This window comes from Proteiniphilum sp. UBA5384 (assembly GCF_002410825.1).
In the GTDB taxonomy this organism is placed as follows: domain Bacteria; phylum Bacteroidota; class Bacteroidia; order Bacteroidales; family Dysgonomonadaceae; genus Proteiniphilum.
Genome location: NZ_DHOS01000028.1, coordinates 1 through 21625, shown reverse-complemented (window position 1 = coordinate 21625; position 21625 = coordinate 1). Strand labels below are relative to the sequence as shown.

9 protein-coding genes and 1 pseudogene are annotated in these 21625 nt (G+C 39.1%); 6 read left to right on the top strand and 4 right to left on the bottom strand.

Annotated elements, in window-relative coordinates; all coding sequences use genetic code 11:
* The first annotated feature begins 208 nt into the window (after positions 1–208).
* A complete protein-coding gene (locus B4G81_RS05310; RefSeq protein WP_294080842.1) occupies positions 209–1906 on the top strand; it encodes a sulfatase-like hydrolase/transferase in 1698 nt (565 codons plus the stop codon).
* 13 nt (positions 1907–1919) lie between these two features.
* Entirely contained in the window at positions 1920–3074 is a 1155-nt protein-coding gene (locus B4G81_RS05305; RefSeq protein ID WP_294080840.1) for an acyltransferase family protein, read from the top strand.
* A gap of 110 nt (positions 3075–3184) precedes the next feature.
* Here B4G81_RS05305 and B4G81_RS05300 read toward each other — a convergent pair whose 3' ends face one another.
* From B4G81_RS05300 to B4G81_RS05285, 4 genes are all read right to left on the bottom strand, one after another.
* Positions 3185–7279 carry a hybrid sensor histidine kinase/response regulator transcription factor gene (locus B4G81_RS05300; RefSeq protein ID WP_294080838.1) on the bottom strand — a complete coding sequence of 1365 codons (4095 nt, stop codon included), beginning with the start codon at positions 7277–7279 and terminating at the stop codon, positions 3185–3187.
* A 146-nt stretch (positions 7280–7425) separates the two neighbouring features.
* The gene (locus B4G81_RS05295; protein WP_294080836.1) at positions 7426–9102 is read right to left on the bottom strand and encodes a family 43 glycosylhydrolase; all 1677 of its coding nucleotides are present in this window, start codon (positions 9100–9102) and stop codon (positions 7426–7428) included.
* Positions 9103–9270: 168 nt separating this feature from the next.
* The gene (locus tag B4G81_RS05290) at positions 9271–11226 is read right to left on the bottom strand and encodes a RagB/SusD family nutrient uptake outer membrane protein (RefSeq protein WP_294080834.1); all 1956 of its coding nucleotides are present in this window, start codon (positions 11224–11226) and stop codon (positions 9271–9273) included.
* Positions 11227–11237: 11 nt separating this feature from the next.
* Positions 11238–14375 (bottom strand): SusC/RagA family TonB-linked outer membrane protein, encoded by a 3138-nt coding sequence (locus B4G81_RS05285; protein ID WP_294080832.1) that lies wholly within the window; start codon positions 14373–14375, stop codon positions 11238–11240.
* Between the two features lie 394 nt (positions 14376–14769).
* On the opposite strand from B4G81_RS05285, the gene B4G81_RS05280 reads away from it, so the two are divergent.
* From B4G81_RS05280 to B4G81_RS05265, 4 genes and pseudogenes are all read left to right on the top strand, one after another.
* A complete protein-coding gene (locus B4G81_RS05280) occupies positions 14770–16359 on the top strand; it encodes a sulfatase (RefSeq protein ID WP_294080830.1) in 1590 nt (529 codons plus the stop codon).
* 97 nt (positions 16360–16456) lie between these two features.
* Positions 16457–18274 (top strand): glycoside hydrolase family 2 protein, encoded by a 1818-nt coding sequence (locus B4G81_RS05275; protein ID WP_294080828.1) that lies wholly within the window; start codon positions 16457–16459, stop codon positions 18272–18274.
* Complete coding sequence (locus B4G81_RS05270; RefSeq protein ID WP_294080826.1) at positions 18271–20502, top strand: alpha-galactosidase; 2232 nt, start codon at positions 18271–18273, stop codon at positions 20500–20502. Before B4G81_RS05275 ends, B4G81_RS05270 begins: the two co-directional genes overlap by 4 nt.
* Positions 20503–20599: 97 nt before the next feature.
* Positions 20600–21625: pseudogene (locus B4G81_RS05265) on the top strand (IS481 family transposase); the annotation flags it as partial.

Sequence of the window (21625 nt, the reverse complement as noted above, 5' to 3'; positions counted from 1 at the left end):
GTTCGGACAAGGACAAACACCCATCGCCGGCATCCTGCATCTCATTCAAAAGAACAAATGGCCCATCACTTGTGACATTGAACTTGAATATCCTGTTCCTGAAAATTCAGATGCGGTGAAAGAAGTCAAGAAATGCCTGGAATATTGCCGGAACCTTCTTTTATAAATAATTGACCATCAAATAAGTATAATTATAAAAGCTTCCTTTATGATTGATCATTTGAAAACAATAGCCGGTTTAATGCCGTTAGCTTTTAGTTCAATTCTATCATCTCCCGCCCAAACAAGTCAAAAAGAAATTACAGAACAAAGGCCAAATATTCTCTGGATTTCAACGGAAGATTTTAGTCCGCACCTGGGCTGTTACGGAGATGTAACCGCAAGAACACCCAATTTGGATAAACTGGCATCGGAAGGGACACGTTTCACAAATGTATTCACCACAGCAGGTATCAGCGCTCCCACCCGAGCCGGTATTATCACAGGCATGTATCAAACGTCCATTGGATGCATGCATATGCGCACCATCAGTTATCGTCGTTCAGTGGATAATCCTGTGGAATTTACCGCTGTTCCTCCCCATTACGTGAAAGCTTTCCCCGAATATCTGCGCGCGGCAGGTTATTACTGCACCAACAACAGCAAGACCGATTATCAATTTGCCAAAGATCCTGTGCCAGAAAGTATATGGGATGATTGCAGTAAAACGGCACATTATAAAGACAGGCCGGACAAAAATCAACCTTTTTTTGCTGTTTTCAATTATACCGGAACGCATGAAAGCAGAAACTGGGACATCAGCGATGTGAAGACAGACCCCTCTAAAGTAACCGTTCCTCCCTATTATCCCGACACGGAGATTGTACGCCGAAATCTCGCCAAAATGTATGACAACACTGCACGTCTTGATTCGGTAGTTGGCGTACTATTGAAGGAGCTGGAGAATGAGGGGTTGGCTGATAATACCATTGTTTTTTTCTGGGGAGACCATGGTGACGGCCTTCCGCGTGCTAAACGTTGGTTGTACGACTCAGGGCTCAATATACCTTTAATTATTCGTTGGCCTGAGAAATTGAAACCCGGCACAGTGAACAACGACCTTATCAGTTCCATTGATTTCGGGCCCACTGTTCTATCTTTAGTCGGCACAAAAGTTCCGGTGCACATGCAAGGACAACCTTTTTTAGGAGATCAGGCAGCAGAACCCCGGAATTATGTCTTTGCTGCCCGCGACAGGGTAGATGCTTCGTATGATATGATCAGGTCCGTTCGCAATAAAAATTATCTGTATATTCGTAATTTCTATCCCAATGAACCTTATCATATCTGGGTTCCATACCTGAATCGGATGCCGATCATGCGTGAAGTCATGCGACTTGATGCCGAAAATAAGTTGAATGAACATCAAAAAAAGTGGATGACCGATACACGACCTCCCGAAGAGTTATATGACGTGAATGCTGATCCTTTTCAACTCCATAACCTGGCTGATGATCCTAAATTAAAAGAGGTGCTGGATGAAATGCGCATTCAGCAAAAAAAATGGAGCATTGAAACGGGTGACATGGGACACATGAATGAATCTGAAATGATTGAACAAATGTGGCCCGGTGGAATACAACCGGTCACAGATAAACCCTATTTTATTGTAAATGCAAAAGAGGACAGGGGATCAAATAATATTCAATTCGGAGGCACTTATTCTTCGCCTATGACCTTGGCATTTTATTGTCCCACGCACGGGTCATCTATCATTTACACGACAGAAACAGGAAAAAATCCACGCTGGAAATTATACAATGGACCGTTACGCTTACCAAAAGGGACGCATACCATTCGCATAAAAGCTGTTCGGTACGGATATATGGGCAGCGATGAAGTTGAAGGTGTATTTCTTATTCAATAACAACCAAATAAAAATGAATAAACAAACCAAGCCGTTTAATTCTTTGACGTCAAAAATAAATAAAGAAAATTCTTCGGAACGTCTCTTGTCTCTTGATGCACTAAGAGGATTTGACATGTTTTGGATCATGGGAGGTGCCGCTTTCTTTATACGACTGAGTGAATTAACCGGTGCTCCTGCCTTGCAGTGGTGGGCAAACCAGTTGACTCATGCCGAGTGGCATGGATTTCAGGCGTATGATATGATCTTCCCGCTATTCCTTTTTATTTCAGGTGTTTCATTTCCTTTCTCGGCTAAAAAAAGAGTAAAAATGGAAAATGGAAGAAATACACTGTATAAACACATCTTTAAAAGAGGGCTCCTTTTGGTATTGTTAGGTATACTTTACAATAATGGCGTGAGTTTCGACTTCGAAAACATGAGATATGCAAGCGTATTGGGGCGTATAGGATTAGCTTGGATGTTTGCTGCTCTACTGTTTATGAACACGAGAAAAACCGGAACACGTGTAATCTGGTTTTGGGGGATCCTGTTTTTTTACTGGCTCTTGTTTATACTTTTTAAGGCTCCTGACTTGGGAGATCAGGATCATTTTTCGATGCGGGGCAATATCGCGAGCTACATAGACAGATTGTTACTCCCAGGACGTTTCTGTTGCTTCGAATTTGGTGACAATGAAGGAATATTGGCCGTGATTTCTGCTACCGCCACTGGCTTGCTCGGCATACTTACTGGAGAATTTTTGTCATCCAAGCTAAGACCGATGAAGAAAGTAACATACATGGTTGTTGCCGGGATATTCCTTTTATTTGTTGGACAAGCTTGGAACCTGGTCTTTCCAATCAATAAAATACTATGGTCTAGCTCGTTTGTCTGCTGGGTTGGTGGAATTAGTATCTTATTGATGGCTCTTTTCTACCTTGTGATTGATGTATGGAAACAGAGAAAGTGGACATTCTTTTTTGTTGTTATCGGAATGAATCCCCTTACCATATACCTGGCAAATCGAATCATACGTTGGAATAGTGCCAATGAGTTTGCATTCGCGGGAATAGCTGATCTTTTTCCTGAAACATGGTCACCCCTCATTATGTCTGTCGGGCACATCGCAATAGGATGGATGTTCCTGTACTTCCTCTACAAGCATAAAATATTTCTTAAAATATAAGCATTCGGTAAACCCCGTCCTGTTTTAGCTTCTGATCGATGCAATATTTGTCCGGAAAAATTATATGTGGACATGACAGCAGTTTGAAAAAATTTATGAACATTACCAGGTCAGCGGGTTTCGGATAATCTATTTTTAGGGGCTGTTTTTAATAAATCCCGGTACTCACTTGGAGACATACCGAGTTGTCTTTTAAAACATCGTGCGTAATAATTAGACGACGAAAAACCACAATTATAGGCAATCTCGGAGATATGAAGATCCAATGGCAGCATCTTTATGGATTCTTTAAGACGTATATTTGTAATAAACTGTGTGGCTGAAAGGCCTACAGCCGCTTTAAGTTTTACATACAATAAAGTTCTGCTTAATCCCACGGCATTCACAATATCGTTTACAGATAATTCTTCATTATCCAAGTTTTCTTTTATATACCGTTCTATATCTTCAATTAACTGGACATCTTTCGTATTGTTTACTACTTCATCCAGAGGTAATAAGTTAGTAATATATTTTTTACGAAGATTCTCTTTGAGATTGATCAGGTTGGATATCTGTGATAATAATATTTGAGGGGCAAAAGGCTTTTCAATATAGAGTTCGGCACCAGCGTTGTATGCCTCAGTTTTTGATTCAATTCCTACTTTTGCTGTCAAGAGAATAACAGGAATATGGCTGGTCTCTATTTTTGATTTTAATTTACGAACAAATTCATAACCATTTAACGATGGCATTACAATGTCGCTGATAATTATATCCGGCATTTTACTTACTGCCATTTCATAGCCTTTTATCCCGTTATTTGCCAGAAAAACATTATAATGACCACTCAACAACTCATAATAATGGTTTAGTAACTCCACATTATCTTCAATCACCAAAATAGATTGTAAACCTTCGTCTATTTCGGAAGAAAATTCTTCATTAAACTGATCGGTATCTACTAAAAGAGAGGCGTAATTTTCGCTATGATAATTTCCTTCTTCATCTATTTCATTGATATAGTCTTTATCAAAGGCATCCTTATCAACATTAATATAGACAGTAAATACGCTTCCTACATTTATCGCACTTTCCACCTCGATTGTTCCCTTATGCAATAACACAAGTTCTTTGGTTAGGGATAAACCAATGCCAAAGCCGGTCCTTCTATCTTTAGAGTATTCATTGACCTGATAGTAGTTTTCGAATATTTTATCTATCATCGTCTCTTTTATCCCTATACCGGTATCGGAGACAACCAATTTGAGATAATCAAATCCCTCTTTTTTGAGAATATCCCCTTTTATCTTAATGATGCCTTCATCAGTATATTTAAAAGCGTTTGAAAGGAGATTAGACACTATTTTCTCAACTTTAAACATATCAAAATAGGCGCTTTCACTGATTAAAGGCACTTCTATCTTAAAAGTAATATTACTACGTTCTTCGGCTAACAGCAAAAATTCCTGTGATATTTCATGAATGAAACCCAGCAAATTTCCTTTCGTCAAAGATATTTTATCTTTTTTCGTTGTTATTTTAGTAAAGAGCATTAATTCATCCATCAACAATCTCATTTTACCAACATTACGGGTTATTGCCATGATCTTTTTCTCCACAACCGGTTCGAACATTTTTTTATCAATAAGGGATTGTAAAGGAGATATTATCATTGTGAGAGGTAACCGAAGCTGATGAGAAATATGCGTGAAGAAATTCCAACGAATGTTGTTCATTTCAGTCATTTTCTCTTTTTCTATTCTCTCCGCCAACAAAAGGTTTTTTGCTTTTTGCCTGTTATTCTGATATTTATAGATACTATACAGGATTAATGTAAAAAGTATAAAGTAAATACTGTATGCTTTATATGACAACCAGAACGGTGGAGCTACTTTAACAATAATCCTACTGATAGGCTCATTTCCGGTCCATTGATTATTAAATGAAGCCTTAAGCAATATTGTATATTCTCCGGGACGCAGGTCGGCAAACGTGATTTGATCCTGGGTTCCAATATTGTTCCAATTACCATCATTCTCAAATTTCATAGCATAAAAAAGACTTGATGTGTGACCTAAGGTAGGGACTATATACTTTATTGCTAAAGATTTAGCCTGACCACTACTCAGGTTCACAGTCCATATTTTATTTGAGGAGGAATATTCTTCGTTTACAGGATTTGTGTCTACAATCCTGACGTCTTCACCTAACGAGTTAATTCCCAACAATTCCACGCTTGTTGTGTTTTTTGATTTTCTTAATTTATCAGGCATGAAAGATATCATGCCATCTATCGTTCCCAGGTATATTTCTCCATTCCTGTCTTTGTATGCCGAGTTATGGCTAAACTGTTTATTAGGCAGCCCGTCACTGCCCGAGTAGTTGATGAAATCTTTATTCTCTTTATTATAGCAACTCAAACCATTGTCTGTCGCAATCCATATATTCTTTTCATTATCTTCTTGTATCGAAAGAATTGTATTTGACGGAAGATGCTCTTGGGTAGTGAAGTTTTGAAAAGTTTTATTCCTTTTATCGTATTTACTCAATCCACCTTCTTGTGTGCCTATCCATATATTTTTATCGCTATCTTCAAACAGATAGTTTACAAAATTGTCGGGAATACTTTTATTATTTAACGTATAATTGAAATGTTCAAGCTCATCTGTCCTTGGATTATAACAATATATTCCCACAAAACGTGTCGTGATCCAAATATTGTTATCCGAATCTTTCATAAGAAAGTCAACCCACTGCCGACCTAATATTTCAGGTTTGAATTTAGAAAAGGTTTCGTTTTCTGTGCTGTGACAAACAACACCGTTTTTTGTTCCCATCCAGATTGTGCCATTATTATCGTCTAGAAGATGGAATATACTATTGAGAGGGATCGAATCAATTTTGACTGAAAAGATACGATCTTGCGACGCGAGATTGTATTTACTTAAATTTCCCAGGTAAGAGCCGACAAAAAGATTGTTTTTACTATCTAACAGCAACGATGTAATATTGGATTTGTTTGTTCCGTTCAGGGGGTCAAGGAAATGACATCGTTCAAAGACATGTCGATCTCTGTTATAATAGTTTACCCCTCCGTCTTTCGTCAGTATCCACAGATTCCCTGTATCCTTGTCGGGGATTATTTGTTTCACTATATGCCCCGATAATTGATGTGGATCTTCTCCCCATGTATAGTATCTGAACTGATAAAATGAATTTGGGGCAATACTGATTCCTCCGTAATATGTGCCGACAAGCATATTACCTTCTCTGTCTTTGAGCAGCGAGTATATTGTATTGTCACTAATGGAATATGCATCGCTCTTATCTCTCTTTTTTACTATTATTTCATCGGTTTGTTGGTTGTAAATATAAAGGCCATCTTCTGTTCCTATCCAAATATTATTGTAAATATCTTCAGATATAACACGAACATACGCTTCCGGAATCTTGTCGAAAGAAACAAATTTGTCATTCTGCTCATCATAATAACAGACCCCTTTATTTTGTGTTCCTACCCATATTTTGTTTTTACTATCCTTATAGAGTGTTTGTATATTGTTAGAAATCAAAGAATCTTTCGATTTAGGGTCGTATTTGTAATGACGCAACTTGTTCCTTTTCCTGTCAATGCATAATATCCCCCCTTTTTCGCTGCCAACCCACAAAAATCCATCCTTGTCCGATATGATAGCGTTGAAATCACCATTAATATTTTCATTATCAATCTTTAATTGTTCGAAAGTGTATTTATCTTCGTCAAAGAAACAAATGCGTCCTCCTCCCCCGAAATATATGGTACTGTCGGCTGCTTGATGTATCGTTTTAGAATTGTAAGGCGACTGTTGGTCGTCCACCGGTATAAAAGTATCACTATCCCGGTCATACAAGTGTATGCCTTTGAGCGTGGATATCCATAAACGGTATTTGTTATCTTCAAACACAAACCGTATTCTATTATTAGGCAATAGGTTTTTTTCGTCGGAAATATACGTGATTATGTTATTGCCATCATACCTGCACAATCCGTTGACAGTACCAATCCAAATAAAGCCTTTATAATCCTGACAAAGAGTGTAAATAGTATTGTTGGGCAATCCATCCCTGTTCGAAATATTTACAAATCGAATATTCTCGTTTACCGGGCCAGGGCCATTATTCGCCAAAAGGTTTGTGGTAAACAAGAGGTTAATCACAATATACAACCATTTATTTATACTCATATCATAAATTGCTTTTCGATAGCAGATTAAAGATAATAAAAAAACTATTATAAACACAGAATTCCTTCTTGAGCCTTATTTACTCATGAAAGAATTCTAATTCCAGTCAAAATTTGTGTACCGGATGTCATTATGTATTGATTATGTTATTCTTTCAACACCCATGTCAATATGGATTGATAGATGGATTCAGGATACTCCAATAATGCATGTGCTTTGTCTGGATATATATCTTCCACATGCGGCACATTTTTCTCAGTCAAAGCTTCCACAAATCTCTTGGAGTTTGTGTTTATATTCACAACGGCATCTTTTAACCCGTATGCTACATACGTTCTTGGAGTACTTGCCGTGACATGCAATTCATTCGAGTATTTGTTCTTCATATCTGAAGACGGATTCCCTCCCATGAAATTGAGTCGCGATTGATTATGGGTTCCGCCATCTTGCATTGTTATAACAGGATATATCAATATTGAAAAATCCAATTTTATATCACTGGCAGTTGACACAGCCATTGTCGAAGCCAAATGCCCTCCGGCGGAAACGCCCAATACCCCTATCTTTTCTGGATTGATGTTCCATATCTCTTTGTTGGCTGAACACAACTTTATTGTTTCGGTTATATCATTTATCGGTATTTGTGGATTACCATTCGGCACACGGTAATTTAAAATAATGAAAGCTAGGCCTTTATCTACAGATTTCTTTGCGAAGAGATCCAGTGCTCCATAATATAAATCTGTATAAGAACCGCCGGGGCATGCGATTATTGCATGCCCGGTAGCATTCGATTTCGATGGACGATAAATTATCAGCTCAGCCTTCGTATTAAAGGCGATAAGAGCACCTCCGTCTGTTGTTTTCAAGGGATCCAGTCCATTTCCTCCATCAGTAGGACCATTAGGATACAAAACTATTCGCTGTACATTAGGGGCAATATCATCCGGGTTTACACGATCTTCTTCATTATCAAATTCCACCCATCCGTCGTTCGTGATGTGTACATCTTTTATTGTTATTCGTTCCGGTCCTGAATTAGGAGAATGATAGGATATTTTCAATTTTCCATTCAGATCATTGAATAACATGGCATGTCCTCCTCTGTCTTTATTAAGAGGTTGTTCGCTCTGTACCCAAGGGCCTGCAGGATTTCCATTTTGAGAGATGGCCTGTCCGATGACATATTCTCCTTTTTTGTTGAAGCTGGACCAAAGCATGACCAATGATCCATTTTCATTTGTATGAATAAAAGGAGCATCTGTAACGTAGCCTGTTTTTCCGTCAGAAGTTATCGTACCACTCCATTGGGCTTCCGACGCGGCAAAACATTTAATCGGTTGACCTATGGTGCTGCTTAAATCATCAGACAACTTTTGAATATATATTTCCCCATCATATATCGAACGCCACGATCTACAGAAGACAAGCCACGGATTACTCTCTTTATCTACATACAATGTCGCGTCCAGGGACATCCAGTTCGCAGGAGTGATTGGCGCATTTTTGATTGGGACAAATGTACTTCCGGGAGTATCGGCTACAAAAATTGACGTTCCTCTGTCAGAACCATCTGCTTTAGAGCTAAAGGTGACAAACATATAGTATTTATCTTTGTACTTTACCATATCAGGAGCCCAGAAATCTCGCGTACCCCAGAAATCATCGGCAGGCTTATAGGATTTTCCACGGTATTTCCACATTTTCAAATCCTTACTCACATAAAATTTCACACCTAATTCGCCGCCGACAGAAGTTCTCGTGTGCAAATAATAAAGCTCATTCTCTTTATCCAGATAGATATATGGATCTCTTACTATCATCTGATTTACACTAATTGTAAAACTATCTGTAGGAATGGCACCTGTGTTAGCCGATCCCAAATCATAATTTATACATGATGTTATCATGCTAAAAGAGATGATTGCACCAATAAAAGTCATAAGCGTATATATAATATTTTTATTCTTCATAAAGTTTTTTATATTTGGTTAGTATCCAGCGTTTTGGATTATGTTGTGATTTTCTATCAATACATGCCTTGGTATTGGAAACAAAAGATTTCTGTTTGAAAAATTACCTGCAACTGACTGCCCCACTGCGATATATTTATCCATTCTGATAAGGTCATCCCTTCGTTTGCCTTCATACCAAAACTCCCATCCTCTTTCTTTCAGTATCCAGTCGCGCAGATCTTCTTTCCGGCTGAAATCAGTTAATTTCAATAATTTATCACTTTCTTGTGATATATCTTGTTCTTTTTCGATCAGTTTTACCGCATCTATCCATATTTCTGTTCCTGCCGGTACGATACCTAGGGCAAAAAATACCGCAGCATCTTGTGTCAGGGTAGCTGTCCCCAGATCAAATTCATATTCTGCTGTTGTATTTGTAGTTAAAACGATCGGTTTTGTTACATTGAGCCCCCTTGCCGCTCTGAAATTAAACTGTACATTGCTATTTGACCGTATCTTAAAACTTACAGCATATTCCCTGTCTTTTTGGATAGGTATTTTTTCATTTCGTACTTGCAGGTCTCCCTCCACATTACCTTTACTGTTTATCTTTATATACAATGAATTATCTCCTGACAGAAGGCCTGTATTATCGAGCTTAAATTCCCAGGTGGACACGGTAGGTCTATAGTTATTTACCTCAAAAACACCCGCTATATTGTTATCCAGCGTATTAAATTCTTCATTTATCAATGTCCTCTCAGGCTGTGCCGCTGCCAAATTGAAGGCTCTTGCCCTCACATTGTTGATCAGTTTGATACTTTCATTTGTGGGTCCATGTAATTCGTTCAGAACCTCTGCTTTGAATAAGACAACTTCTGAATATCTATCCATCACTTTGTCGTTTCCGGCCCAAGTACCAATGGCATTGGGGTCTATTCCATACTTTAAAGGTAAGGCGCCTATATCCGAGTTTCTAAGATTTACAGTAGAGCCGTCATTGGCCTGATAACTTGCCTGGATAAGTGCTTTTCTCGAATCCTGGTCATCGAATGTATCGTAAAACGCCCAAGGCATCCTATGTCCGTTCCATCCGGTCACTTGATTTCCATGGGGCGATCTGTAATTACCCGGCAAAATATTGGCAAACACATGGTTGCCGTAATCTTCCAAGGGTTCTCCGGTTATCACGAATATCAACTCCTTGTTTTTTTCATTCTGAGCGGAAAATATATCAGCATAGTTTGGTTGGAGCGAATAGTAATTGAGGTTTTCAATCTCATTGATAACATCCAATGCATCTTGCCATTGTTTTTGCCACATACGTAGTTTTAACAAATAATGCAATGCCGCACCTTTGGTTATCCGTCCATAATTAGGCTGTTCTATCGGTAATACATTCGCTGCTTCACGCAATTCCCGCGCAATAAAATCCTCCACAAACTCGGCAGATGGACGCATGGGTTTATAATCAGGATCGGGATTTACTGCCATTTCTCCTTCCAGGATCATGGGCATTGGCCCATAGAACCGATAAAGATCAAACATGAAAAACGCGCGCAAGGCTTTAATTTCCGGAACATATTTATCCTTTATTTCATCACTTACCTCGCTGTTGGCTATTTGCTCCAACACAAATGTACAACGCGTAATATTAGGGGCTGTCTTGTTATAGAAGCCTGTCGACATAGCATCGGTATTTGTCCATCCTCCATTCATAAAGGTAGCCCATCCCCCCCATTTCACAGTCCACTCATCGGTACATGCTTCATCCATTACAAAGCTGCTACCATCGGAAAACAGGTAAGGCCCCCATCCCACTTGTTTTAATTCGTAGTAAAGGCTTACCGTTGCCGCTTCAATTCCTGCCTGAGTTGAGAATGCGTCTTCTGTTGAAATTACCCCATATAAATTAGGATCGAGATCGCCTTCACATGAATAATTCAATATGCTCAATATGGCTGTAAAAGTATAGATTATAATTTTTCTCATTGCTGTATCTTTTAAAATTTGACATCTAAGCCCAAAGAAAATGTTCTTTGTTGTGGATATGTTGCCCTGTCGTTTTCAACCTCCGGGTCAAATCCATTATAATTCGTCAGCGTAAATAAGTTCTGAGCTGAAATATAAACCCTCATGTTAAGCTTTTGAGTGCTCAGTATATTTCCCAGGTCGTACCCTAAACTAAGGTTTTTGAGACGTAGATAAGATGATTTCTGCCAATGTGGGGCACCCAGTGATTCGTAACTGTTGGGGAACCCGCTGGCCATTGTGGTGTACATATTATCGGAAGTCCATCTGTTTTTAACCTCACTCAGGAAATTGTAGCTATCACTTATACGTTGTAAACCATATCCACCATATACTCCGTGCTCTATGTTGGTGGATGCCCATTTATATGCTCCCACAGACGCGTAGAAAAAGAAGCTAAGGTCAAAACCTTTGTATCGTAATGAATTGTTTAACCCCGTCGTAAATTCAGGTCTTCTGGTTCCTAAATATACCAAGTCCGCATCATCTATCATGCCATCGGGTATTCCTGTCAGATTTCCGTTCGCATCTTTTCCATTTACATCTTTATACTTTATTTGTCCCGGTTCTAAATTAGGCATATGACTAACGCTTTCTCCCGGTTGCATAATGCCATCAGGTAATAAAGTATATATAGAGCCGATAGCACCGTAGGGATTGACATAGGCAGGCAACATAACTTTCGGATCCCTTTCTTTCCATTTGTCTCTGTAAGAAGTAAATGTGAATGTACTTTGCCAGAACAGAGGTCCTTCCAGATTAATTGTATGCAACGTAGCTTCCAGACCTTTACTCTCTGTCTTTCCAACATTCCAATACACACTGTTTTTTATGGCTGTATGGGGCAACGCACGTTCGCTGAGCAGGTCTTTCACTTCTTTATAAAAAATGTCTATATTTCCGCTAATCCTGTTTTTGAAGAATCCGAAATCCACGCCCAAATTATATTCAGTTGTTGTTTCCCATTTCAGATTAGGATTCCCAAACTTATTTAAATCCATTCCCTTTTTCAATTCCCCATCCCAGTAGTAATTGTGTCCGTTAAAAGCATAATACTCCGATGCCGCATCATTGGGCAGGTTTTCATTTCCTACTTGTCCCATACTCAGACGTAACTTTCCATCTGAAAGCCATCTCAAACCATCCGCGAATTTCTCCTGATTGAACCGCCATGCGAAAGCAGCGGATGGAAAAAAGGCATGCTTGTTATTATCTCCAAACCTGTCGCTACCATCTATCCTACCAGTGACCGTAAACAAATATCTGTTATCAAAGGCATATTGTACACGGGCAAAATAGGAGGCAATAATATGTTTGCCAACGGAAGAACCTACCACGGGCCTTTCCTCCCCTGCTGCCAAATCATAATAGAGAAGATCATCAGTCATAAAGTCCGTCGCACGGGCATTGAATGAATTTCGATTAAACTCCTGATATGAATAGCCAATAAGACTTATTAATCGATGTCTTTCTGCAAACGTTTTTTGATAATTCAGCACAGCATCCAAATTATAATCGTCTCTATTGACTGTACTGATATTCGCATCTCCCCCTACTTCATTACCATGCTTTGTACTCATTGGGTAATATGCCTGTCTCAATCCATTTCTGATATCCGCCCCTCCCGACAACTTTATCCATAATTCATTTTTCACTATGTGGAAATTTGCAAAAGCGGTGGCCAGATATCGTTTCGTAATTGTATTGTCTGTTATATCGAGGTAAGAAAGAGGATGGTTAAGCAATGCTTGGTTAGGATCTTCAATCCAGCTACCAGTCAATGGGTCACGCTCTGCTTGGACCATGGGGCTATAAGATAATGCAGCCTCAAGTATGCCTGCATTTTTATCCCGTCCACCTCCAAGTGCGGCATTTCTTTCCGTTGTTCTTGATGCCATGGACGAGATGCCATAATCCAACCATTCCGTAACTTTATGATCAAGGTTATATCGAAGGCTGAATCTTGTAAACTCGGAAGTCTTTACTACACCTTCTTGGTCGTATAAGTTGAATGATACAAGAGATTTAACCGCGTTGTTCCCAAAACTAACGGATAATTGCTGTTGTTGGATCAATCCCATCCGCGTCACCTCATCGTACCAATTAGTACCTTTTCCTGCCCGGACTATTTCTTCGTCGGTATAATACACTTTTGGCACATAATTAACCAAAGAAGGATCTGCATATCCGTATGGATAGATTTTATTGTTCCTCAGAAATATTTCTTTGTCGTACCTCATTTGCTCAATCATTAATTCCTCCGCGGTTAGCAGATCGGGCCTTTTAATGATTGATTGTACAGAGGTATTCATGCTATATTCAACCTTTGTATCCTTTGTTCCTCTCTTCGTCGTAATAAGTATTACTCCATTAGCTCCCCTTGCCCCATAAATGGCTGTGGCCGAAGCATCTTTCAGGATTTCGATAGATTCTATGTCGTTAGGATTTATATCACTCAACGGGCTGGTAGAACCGGCTGTCCAGATCGAACCGGTTTCAGGAGACACGCTTGCATTTACCATAGGAAAGCCGTCTATGACATAGAGCGGTTCATTTCCTGCTCCTGTCGATGCTGCTCCTCGTACAAGAATGTCAATTCCTCCTCCCGGCTTAGCACTATTTTGTGTAACTGTTAACCCTGCTGCGCGTCCCATCAGCATTTCCGACACATCCGGAGAGGATGTTTTTATAAGATCTTCCGATTTTACAGAGACAATAGCAGCGTTAATATCACTTTTTTTCATAGTGCCGTATGCTAAAACGACAACTTCGTCAATCATTCGGCTATCCTCTTTCAGCACTATTTTTAAAGTCTCATCTTTTGAAACAAAAACGGTCTGTGTTTCATAGCCAATGTATGATATCTCCAGATGGGAGGATATCTCCGCTTCAATAGCAAAGTTCCCATTGATATCAGTGGCTGTTCCGTGTTTTCCCCCCTCCGTCTGAATAGTAGCCCCTATTAAAGGTTCACCACTACTGTCGGTAACATTCCCTTTAATTTTAATTAGGGGAGTTCCTTGAGAGAATGTCTGAATTGGATATACTAAACCCATTAAACAAAATAAGAGTATTATCCAAGAATGTTGTGTGCCGGTTCTTTTTCTCATTTTATCATTCTTTTTCTGGTTATAAATTTTAGTCGGATAGGCATAAAATTGTCTCTCGCTACTGCAACTTTTTGTTATCATACAGTAGTCTGCAATATTGACCACAAAATTATTTCGGACAGGTTGGACAATATAGCACAAATGAACAGAAAATAAGCACAAATAATCAAAATCACTCCAACAAAGATTGTCAGTGGAAAATACCTGCTTAATAATCATGAAGGACGGATCTGTTTTACATTTTTATAATCTCTCTTGGATAGCACCTTAATGATTTTTTGAATTATTGTGCTAATGTTTTGAATAATTGTTCCAGCATATGGTATTGTTTGTTTATTACTTTGTAACTCCTGTATCTGAATTACTGGTATAAACAAAAAACTATTGCATTCATATGAGACTTACAAATAAGGCACTGGTTTCACTCGCTTTATTCACATGTATAGGAGCGAACACAAAATCACAGAATAACAAACCCAACATTCTTTTTATTCTGGCAGACGATTTAGGTTGGAAGGACTTAAGTTGCACAGGCAGTAACTACTATGAAACACCCAATATAGATAGAATCGCGGTAGAAGGCATAAAATTTAATCAGGCTTATGCAGCGTGCCAAGTCTCAAGTCCTTCCAGAGCCAGCATATTAACAGGAAAATACCCTGTAAATCATGGAATTACCAATTGGATAGGAGAACCATCGGGTGAGAAATGGCGCAAGCAAGGTCGAAGTTCAAAATTATTACCTGCCCCATACGCAATGAAATTATCAACCGACGAAAAAACACTTCCAAAAGTGCTTAAGGAGAACGGATACATAACTTTTATGGCTGGGAAATGGCATTTGGGTGGTGAAGGGTCAACTCCTGAAGATCATGGGTTTGATATTAATATAGGGGGACATGAAGCCGGTGGTCCATATCCCGGCGGATATTTTTCTCCTTATGGAAATCCTAAAATGAAAGACGGACCGAAAGGGGAAAATCTTTCAGTAAGGTTAGGGACAGAAGTCGCGAATTTTATGGAAACTTATGATAATAAGGGAGATAAACAGCCATTTTTCATTTATCTTTCGTTCTATGCTGTGCATGCACCTATAGAAACGACAGAAAAAAATTGGAGGTATTTTAGAGATAAAGCTGTTAGCAATGGTATCTCCCAACAAGGTTTCAAAGTAGACCGGACACTGCCTGCACGCCAATATCAAGATAACCCGGTATATGCAGGACTGATAAAACAAATGGATGACGCTATAGGAATTGTTTTGGACAAAGTCGAAAAGTTAGGCTTGGGCGATAATACCATTATTATATTCACCAGTGACAATGGAGGAGTATCGTCTGGTGACGATTATGCTACTTCTAACCAGCCTCTCCGGGGCGGGAAAGGTCAGCAATGGGAGGGCGGATTACGGGTGCCATTATTGATGAAATGCCCTAATTATAATAATGAAGGCGATAGAATAGATTACCCTGTTTCGAGTATAGACTTTTATCCTACTCTACTTGACATAGCAAATATTTCTTTACCTAAAGATCAAAAAATAGATGGAATCAGTTATTTTCCACTACTTCGCAAAGAACATATAAAAGAACGTCCTTTATATTGGCATTATCCACATTATGGAAATCAAGGCGGAGAACCTTCTTCTATAATAAGAGAAGATAAATGGAAGTTAATCCATTATTATGAAGACGGACGTAATGAACTCTATAATCTTATGATAGATCCCACAGAATGTGAGCCATTAAATATCCAGCATCCTGAGAAATTGCAGGAATTATATAAAAAGCTTTCCAAATGGCTCAAACAAACGAATGCGCTTATCCCAACAGCCGATCCGGTTTACAATCCTGTAGCCGAACACAGATATAAGAAAAAAGTACAACAGGAAAAGATTTTCCAACTGGAAATGTTACGCAACGATGTGCTAAAGCAGGATTATCAACCAAATAAAGATTGGTGGGGCAGTACTACCATAGATTAATATATTATACCGATCAGGAATAATACATTTGATAATCAAATATCCACAATCTTATTAATAAAAACTAAGCGACACATCAAAATAAAATTAAAATTCTATGAAAAAAACTCTTTGTATTCTATTTGGATTGATGATACACGGTATTCTTTGTGCCCAATGGAGACCAGCTGGCGATAAATTAAAAACGGAATGGACATCGTCAATTGATGTCAATAACGTATGGGCAGAATATCCCCGCCCGATCATGGAACGTCCCAAATGGAAAAATCTGAATGGACTATGGCAATATAGTATAACACCACTTGATACCAACTCACCCCAAAAAAATGATGGAGAAATCCTTGTGCCATTCGCCATAGAATCCTCTCTTTCAGGAGTTCAAAGGAGATTGACTAAAGATGAGTTATTGTGGTATGAGAGAGAATTTACCGTTCCAAATGATTGGAAAGAAGGAAAAGTATTGCTACATTTCGGAGCCGTTGACTGGCAATGTACCGTTTGGGTAAACAATATAAAAGTAGGCATGCATAGTGGAGGCTATAGTCCATTTTCATTTGATATTACAAATATATTGGTCAAGGGGAATAACAAAATAATCGTGAAAGTTTTTGATCCATCCAATGAGGGATATCAGCCGGCAGGAAAGCAGTTCAACCAACCCCACGGCACACGTTATACGCCGGTTAGTGGAATATGGCAGACCGTTTGGTTAGAAAACGTACCTAACCGTTATATTATCAATATAAAAACCGTTCCGGATATTGATACCAAAACCATTTCCATAAAAGTAGAAACAAATGCGGTAAACGATACCGACATCTACCATGCGGTTCTTTTTGATGGTAAAAATGAAATTGCTTCGGCTAAAGCCATCAGTGGAGAAGAAATAGAAATTCATTTAAAAGACTTTAAGCTTTGGACTCCTGATAATCCTAATTTATATGATCTTAAAATATCACTATTAAACAATAATAAAGAAATAGACAGGGTGAACAGTTATACAGCGATGCGGAAATTTTCTACCCGTAGAGATGAAAATGGAATAGTAAGGTTACAGCTCAATAATAAAGATCTTTTCCAATTCGGCACTCTCGACCAAGGGTGGTGGCCTGATGGGTTATACACCGCACCTTGCGATGAAGCGCTCAAATACGATATAATTATGACGAAAGAGTTAGGCTATAATATGATTCGCAAACATGTGAAAGTAGAACCTGCCCGTTGGTATACACATTGCGACAGAGTAGGGATGATAGTATGGCAGGACATGCCGAATGGCGATAAGAAAACAGAATGGCAAAATAAAAAAATGTACCAAGGCGCTGAATACCAAAGAAGCCCTGAATCGGAAGCCACTTACCGTAAAGAGTGGAAAGAGATCATGGATTTTCTGTATTCATATCCAAGTATAGGAGTATGGGTTCCTTTCAATGAAGCATGGGGACAATTTAAAACGGTGGAGATCACGGAATGGACTAAAATGTATGATCCCAGCCGGTTGGTGAATTCTGCAAGCGGAGGGAATCATTTTGTATGTGGAGATATGCTCGATTTACATAACTATCCGGCCCCGGCCATGTACTTGTATGATGCATCCCGTGCCAATGTGCTTGGTGAGTATGGGGGGATAGGCTTGCTATTTAAAGACCACTCCTGGGAACCGGATAGAAACTGGGGTTACATCCAATTCCAAAATTCAAAAGATGCCACAGACAAATATCTTGAGTATGCAGCCTCTTTAAAACAATTGATAAAGAATGGTCTATCCGCAGCCATTTATACTCAAACTACCGATGTTGAGATAGAAATAAACGGATTGATGACTTATGATAGAAAAGTGGTGAAACTTGATGAACAACTGTTAAGAAAAATAAACAGTGAAATATGTAAAATATTAGATAAAGAATCATTATGATATTAAAAATATTTACCCCAATCTTACTATTTGGATTCCTGGGAGTTGCCGGGTTACATTCACAAAATATGGTTTATGAGATATCAACAAAAGGTACTTCGCTTATCTATACGGTTGGCAAAGACAACCGTCTGATATTTCGTTACTATGGCACAAAAATTGATAATTCAGTTCAATTCGAATCTGTTCGTGGATATGGTAAAGCTGACACCAACAGGGAAATGAATTACGAGGCATACCCGGCTTTCGGGTTAGGGTATGTCAACGAACCGGCATTAAGCCTGATCCATGGCGATGGCAGTCTTATTACGGAACTTAAACTTGAAAATTATGTAGTAAACAAACAACCCAATATTCATCATTTTGTGTTTTACCTTAAGGATGAAGTATATGACTTGAGCGTAGAACTTCATACTGAAGCCTACCTGAATGAAGATGTAATAAACCAATGGGTTACTATTACAAATAATGAACCCAAGCCTATTACTCTTAAAAACTTCTACTCTTCGTTTCTCAGCATCCGTGCTAATAGTTACTATCTTACCCACTTTAATGGGACATGGGCAGGTGAAATGAATCTAACAGAAGAGCGTCTTGGCTATGGTGTTAAAAGTATCGAGTCAAAAAAAGGAGTGCGTACGACTCAAACAGAGAATGCTTCTTTTATCCTCTCTTTAGATCAGCCGACCAAAGAAACAAGCGGAATATGTATAGGAGGCGCCTTGGCGTGGTCCGGAAACTATAAACTCTCATTCGAATTGAATGAATATGATTACCTTAACATTCTGGGAGGAATGAACCCTTTCATGTCTGAATACAAACTGAATCAAGGCGAAAAATTGGAAACTCCCAAAATGATATACACTTACAGCAATAAAGGAAAGGGGCAGATCTCCCGTAACTTTCACGACTGGGCACGAAAATATAGTCTGAATAAAGGATATGAAGAGCGTCCCATAGTTCTGAATAGCTGGGAAGGTGCATATTTTGATTTTAATGAACAGATAATCAAAGATATGATTGATAATGCAGCCAAATTAGGAGCTGAGCTGTTTGTACTGGATGACGGATGGTTCGGTAACAAATATCCCCGAAACAATGCAAGGGCAGGTTTGGGAGACTGGCAGGTAAATACGAAAAAATTACCTAACGGGCTGCAATATCTAATCGACCATGCTACTCAGCGCGGAATAAAGTTTGGTATTTGGATAGAACCGGAAATGGTTAACCCAAAGAGTGAATTGGCAGAAAGACACCCTGAATGGATAGTACAAAGCAATGGGAGAGAAAAAACAACCATACGCAACCAATTGCTGCTCGATCTTTCCAATCCCCAGGTTCAGGATTTTATTTGGAATATGATCGATGACCTGCTCAGCAGCCATCACGGTATAGCATACATTAAGTGGGATGCCAACCGTCATGTGGAACAAGTTGGCTCATCTTATCTGCCGGCTGATAAACAAACTCACTTTTGGATAGATTATACCAAAGGCCTGTACGTTATCTACGAAAAGATAAGAAATAAATATCCTGATCTTATTTTTCAAGCATGTGCGTCAGGAGGAGGAAGAGTCGACTATGGGGCTCTCAAATATCATGACGAATTTTGGACATCAGACAATACTGATGCCCTGCGCAGGGTATATATGCAATATTCAACCAACCTAATTTATCCGGCAGTGGCAACCGCTGCTCATGTTTCTACAGTACCCGGACATCAGACAGGGAGCATCATACCCCTTAAATTCCGTTTCGATGTAGCGATGAGCGGGCGTCTTGGCTTAGAATTACAACCACGTGATATTCCCGAAGAAGAATGGGATTTTGCGGAACAAGCTATTGAAAATTATAAAACACATGTCAGGGAATTAGTTACCAAAGGAGATCTTTATCGTCTAATATCTCCCTATGACAGAACAAACAATCATTCTTCAAACATATACATTCGTAAAGACAAAAGCAAAGCCGTATTATTTGTTTACTGCACCGATTTCAATAATCGCGGGGTGTTACCTAAAATATTATTACAAGGATTAGATAATAATAAGAAATATCGTATTACCGAAATAAATAAGACGAAAAACAAAAGTTGTTTTTGGGGAAATGAAATGATATTTGATGGAGAATATCTTATGAATGCCGGGATTGAATTGCAGATCGCAAGACAATATGACAGTGCGGTATTTATTCTGGAAGAAACTAATCCGTCCGGTTGTGTAAATTAAACTGAATTAGTTTAGATTTAATCTGACAGTTAAGGGCAAAAACTTAAGTTTGTAATTGCACAAACAAAGAAAGTTCAACCCTTAAAAACTGTCAGAAATGAATTCAGAAACGAAGTTAATCAAAAACAAGTTAGGACTGCTCAAATTAGCAGAAGAATTAGGTAATGTCTCTCAGGCATGCAAGTATTTAGGATACAGCCGGGATACCTTCTACCGATAAAGGGAACTGGTGGAAACCGGTGGTGAATTAGCTCTACAGGAGATCAGCAGACGAAAGCCCATCATCAAAAATCGTATTGAACAGGAGATTGAAGATCGGGTAGTATCATTTGCAACAGAAAATCCCGCTTTTGGTCAGGTCCGTGTTTGCAATGAGCTGAAAAAGGAGGGTGTTTTTGTATCACCATCAGGTGTTCGAAGCATTTGGTTGAGAAATGATTTTGAAACATTCCGCAAGCGATTGAAAGCGCTGGAAGCAAAGGTTGCCCAGGAAGGAATCGTACTCACTGAAGCTCAGGTTGTGGCTTTGGAAAAGGCTAAAGAGGAAAAGGTGGCCAGAGGTGAAATCGAAACGTATCATCCCGGTTATCTTGGAGCCCAGGATACGTATTACGTGGGGAACATCAAGGGCGTGGGACGTATTTATCAGCAGACATTTATTGATACATACACGAAGGTGGCCACTGTTAAGCTTTATGATCGGAAGGTGGCTCTTGTTGCTGCTGATATGCTAAATGACCGGGTACTCCCTCTTTACGACCAGTACGGGATTCCATTGATGCGAGTGCTCACTGACAGGGGAACCGAATATTGCGGTGCAAGAGAGCATCACGAGTATCAACTCTACCTGGCGATCGAGGATATCGATCATACGAAGACCAAGGCAAGAAGTCCTCAAACAAACGGTATCTGTGAACGTTTTCACCGGACAATGCAGGAAGAGTTTTATGCGACTGCATTCCGGAAGAAGGTTTACAAAACGATCGAAGAACTGCAAATCGATGTGGATATCTGGTTGATGTACTACAACAACGAGAGACCTCATTCAGGTAAATATTGCTACGGTAAAACCCCGATGCAAACCTGGAAAGACAGTCTGCATCTGACAAAAGAGAAATTATTG

Bases quoted from the DNA above. Each gene is read 5' to 3' on its own strand.
- B4G81_RS05270 (WP_294080826.1), top strand. From the start codon at position 18,271: ATGATATTAAAAATATTTACCCCAATCTTACTATTTGGATTCCTGGGA.
- B4G81_RS05285 (WP_294080832.1), bottom strand. From the start codon at position 14,375: ATGAGAAAAAGAACCGGCACACAACATTCTTGGATAATACTCTTATTT.
- B4G81_RS05310 (WP_294080842.1), top strand. From the start codon at position 209: ATGATTGATCATTTGAAAACAATAGCCGGTTTAATGCCGTTAGCTTTT.
- B4G81_RS05275 (WP_294080828.1), top strand. From the start codon at position 16,457: ATGAAAAAAACTCTTTGTATTCTATTTGGATTGATGATACACGGTATT.
- B4G81_RS05280 (WP_294080830.1), top strand. From the start codon at position 14,770: ATGAGACTTACAAATAAGGCACTGGTTTCACTCGCTTTATTCACATGT.
- B4G81_RS05300 (WP_294080838.1), bottom strand. From the start codon at position 7,279: ATGAGTATAAATAAATGGTTGTATATTGTGATTAACCTCTTGTTTACC.
- B4G81_RS05290 (WP_294080834.1), bottom strand. From the start codon at position 11,226: ATGAGAAAAATTATAATCTATACTTTTACAGCCATATTGAGCATATTG.
- B4G81_RS05295 (WP_294080836.1), bottom strand. From the start codon at position 9,102: ATGATAGTAAGAGATCCATATATCTATCTGGATAAAGAGAATGAGCTT.
- B4G81_RS05305 (WP_294080840.1), top strand. From the start codon at position 1,920: ATGAATAAACAAACCAAGCCGTTTAATTCTTTGACGTCAAAAATAAAT.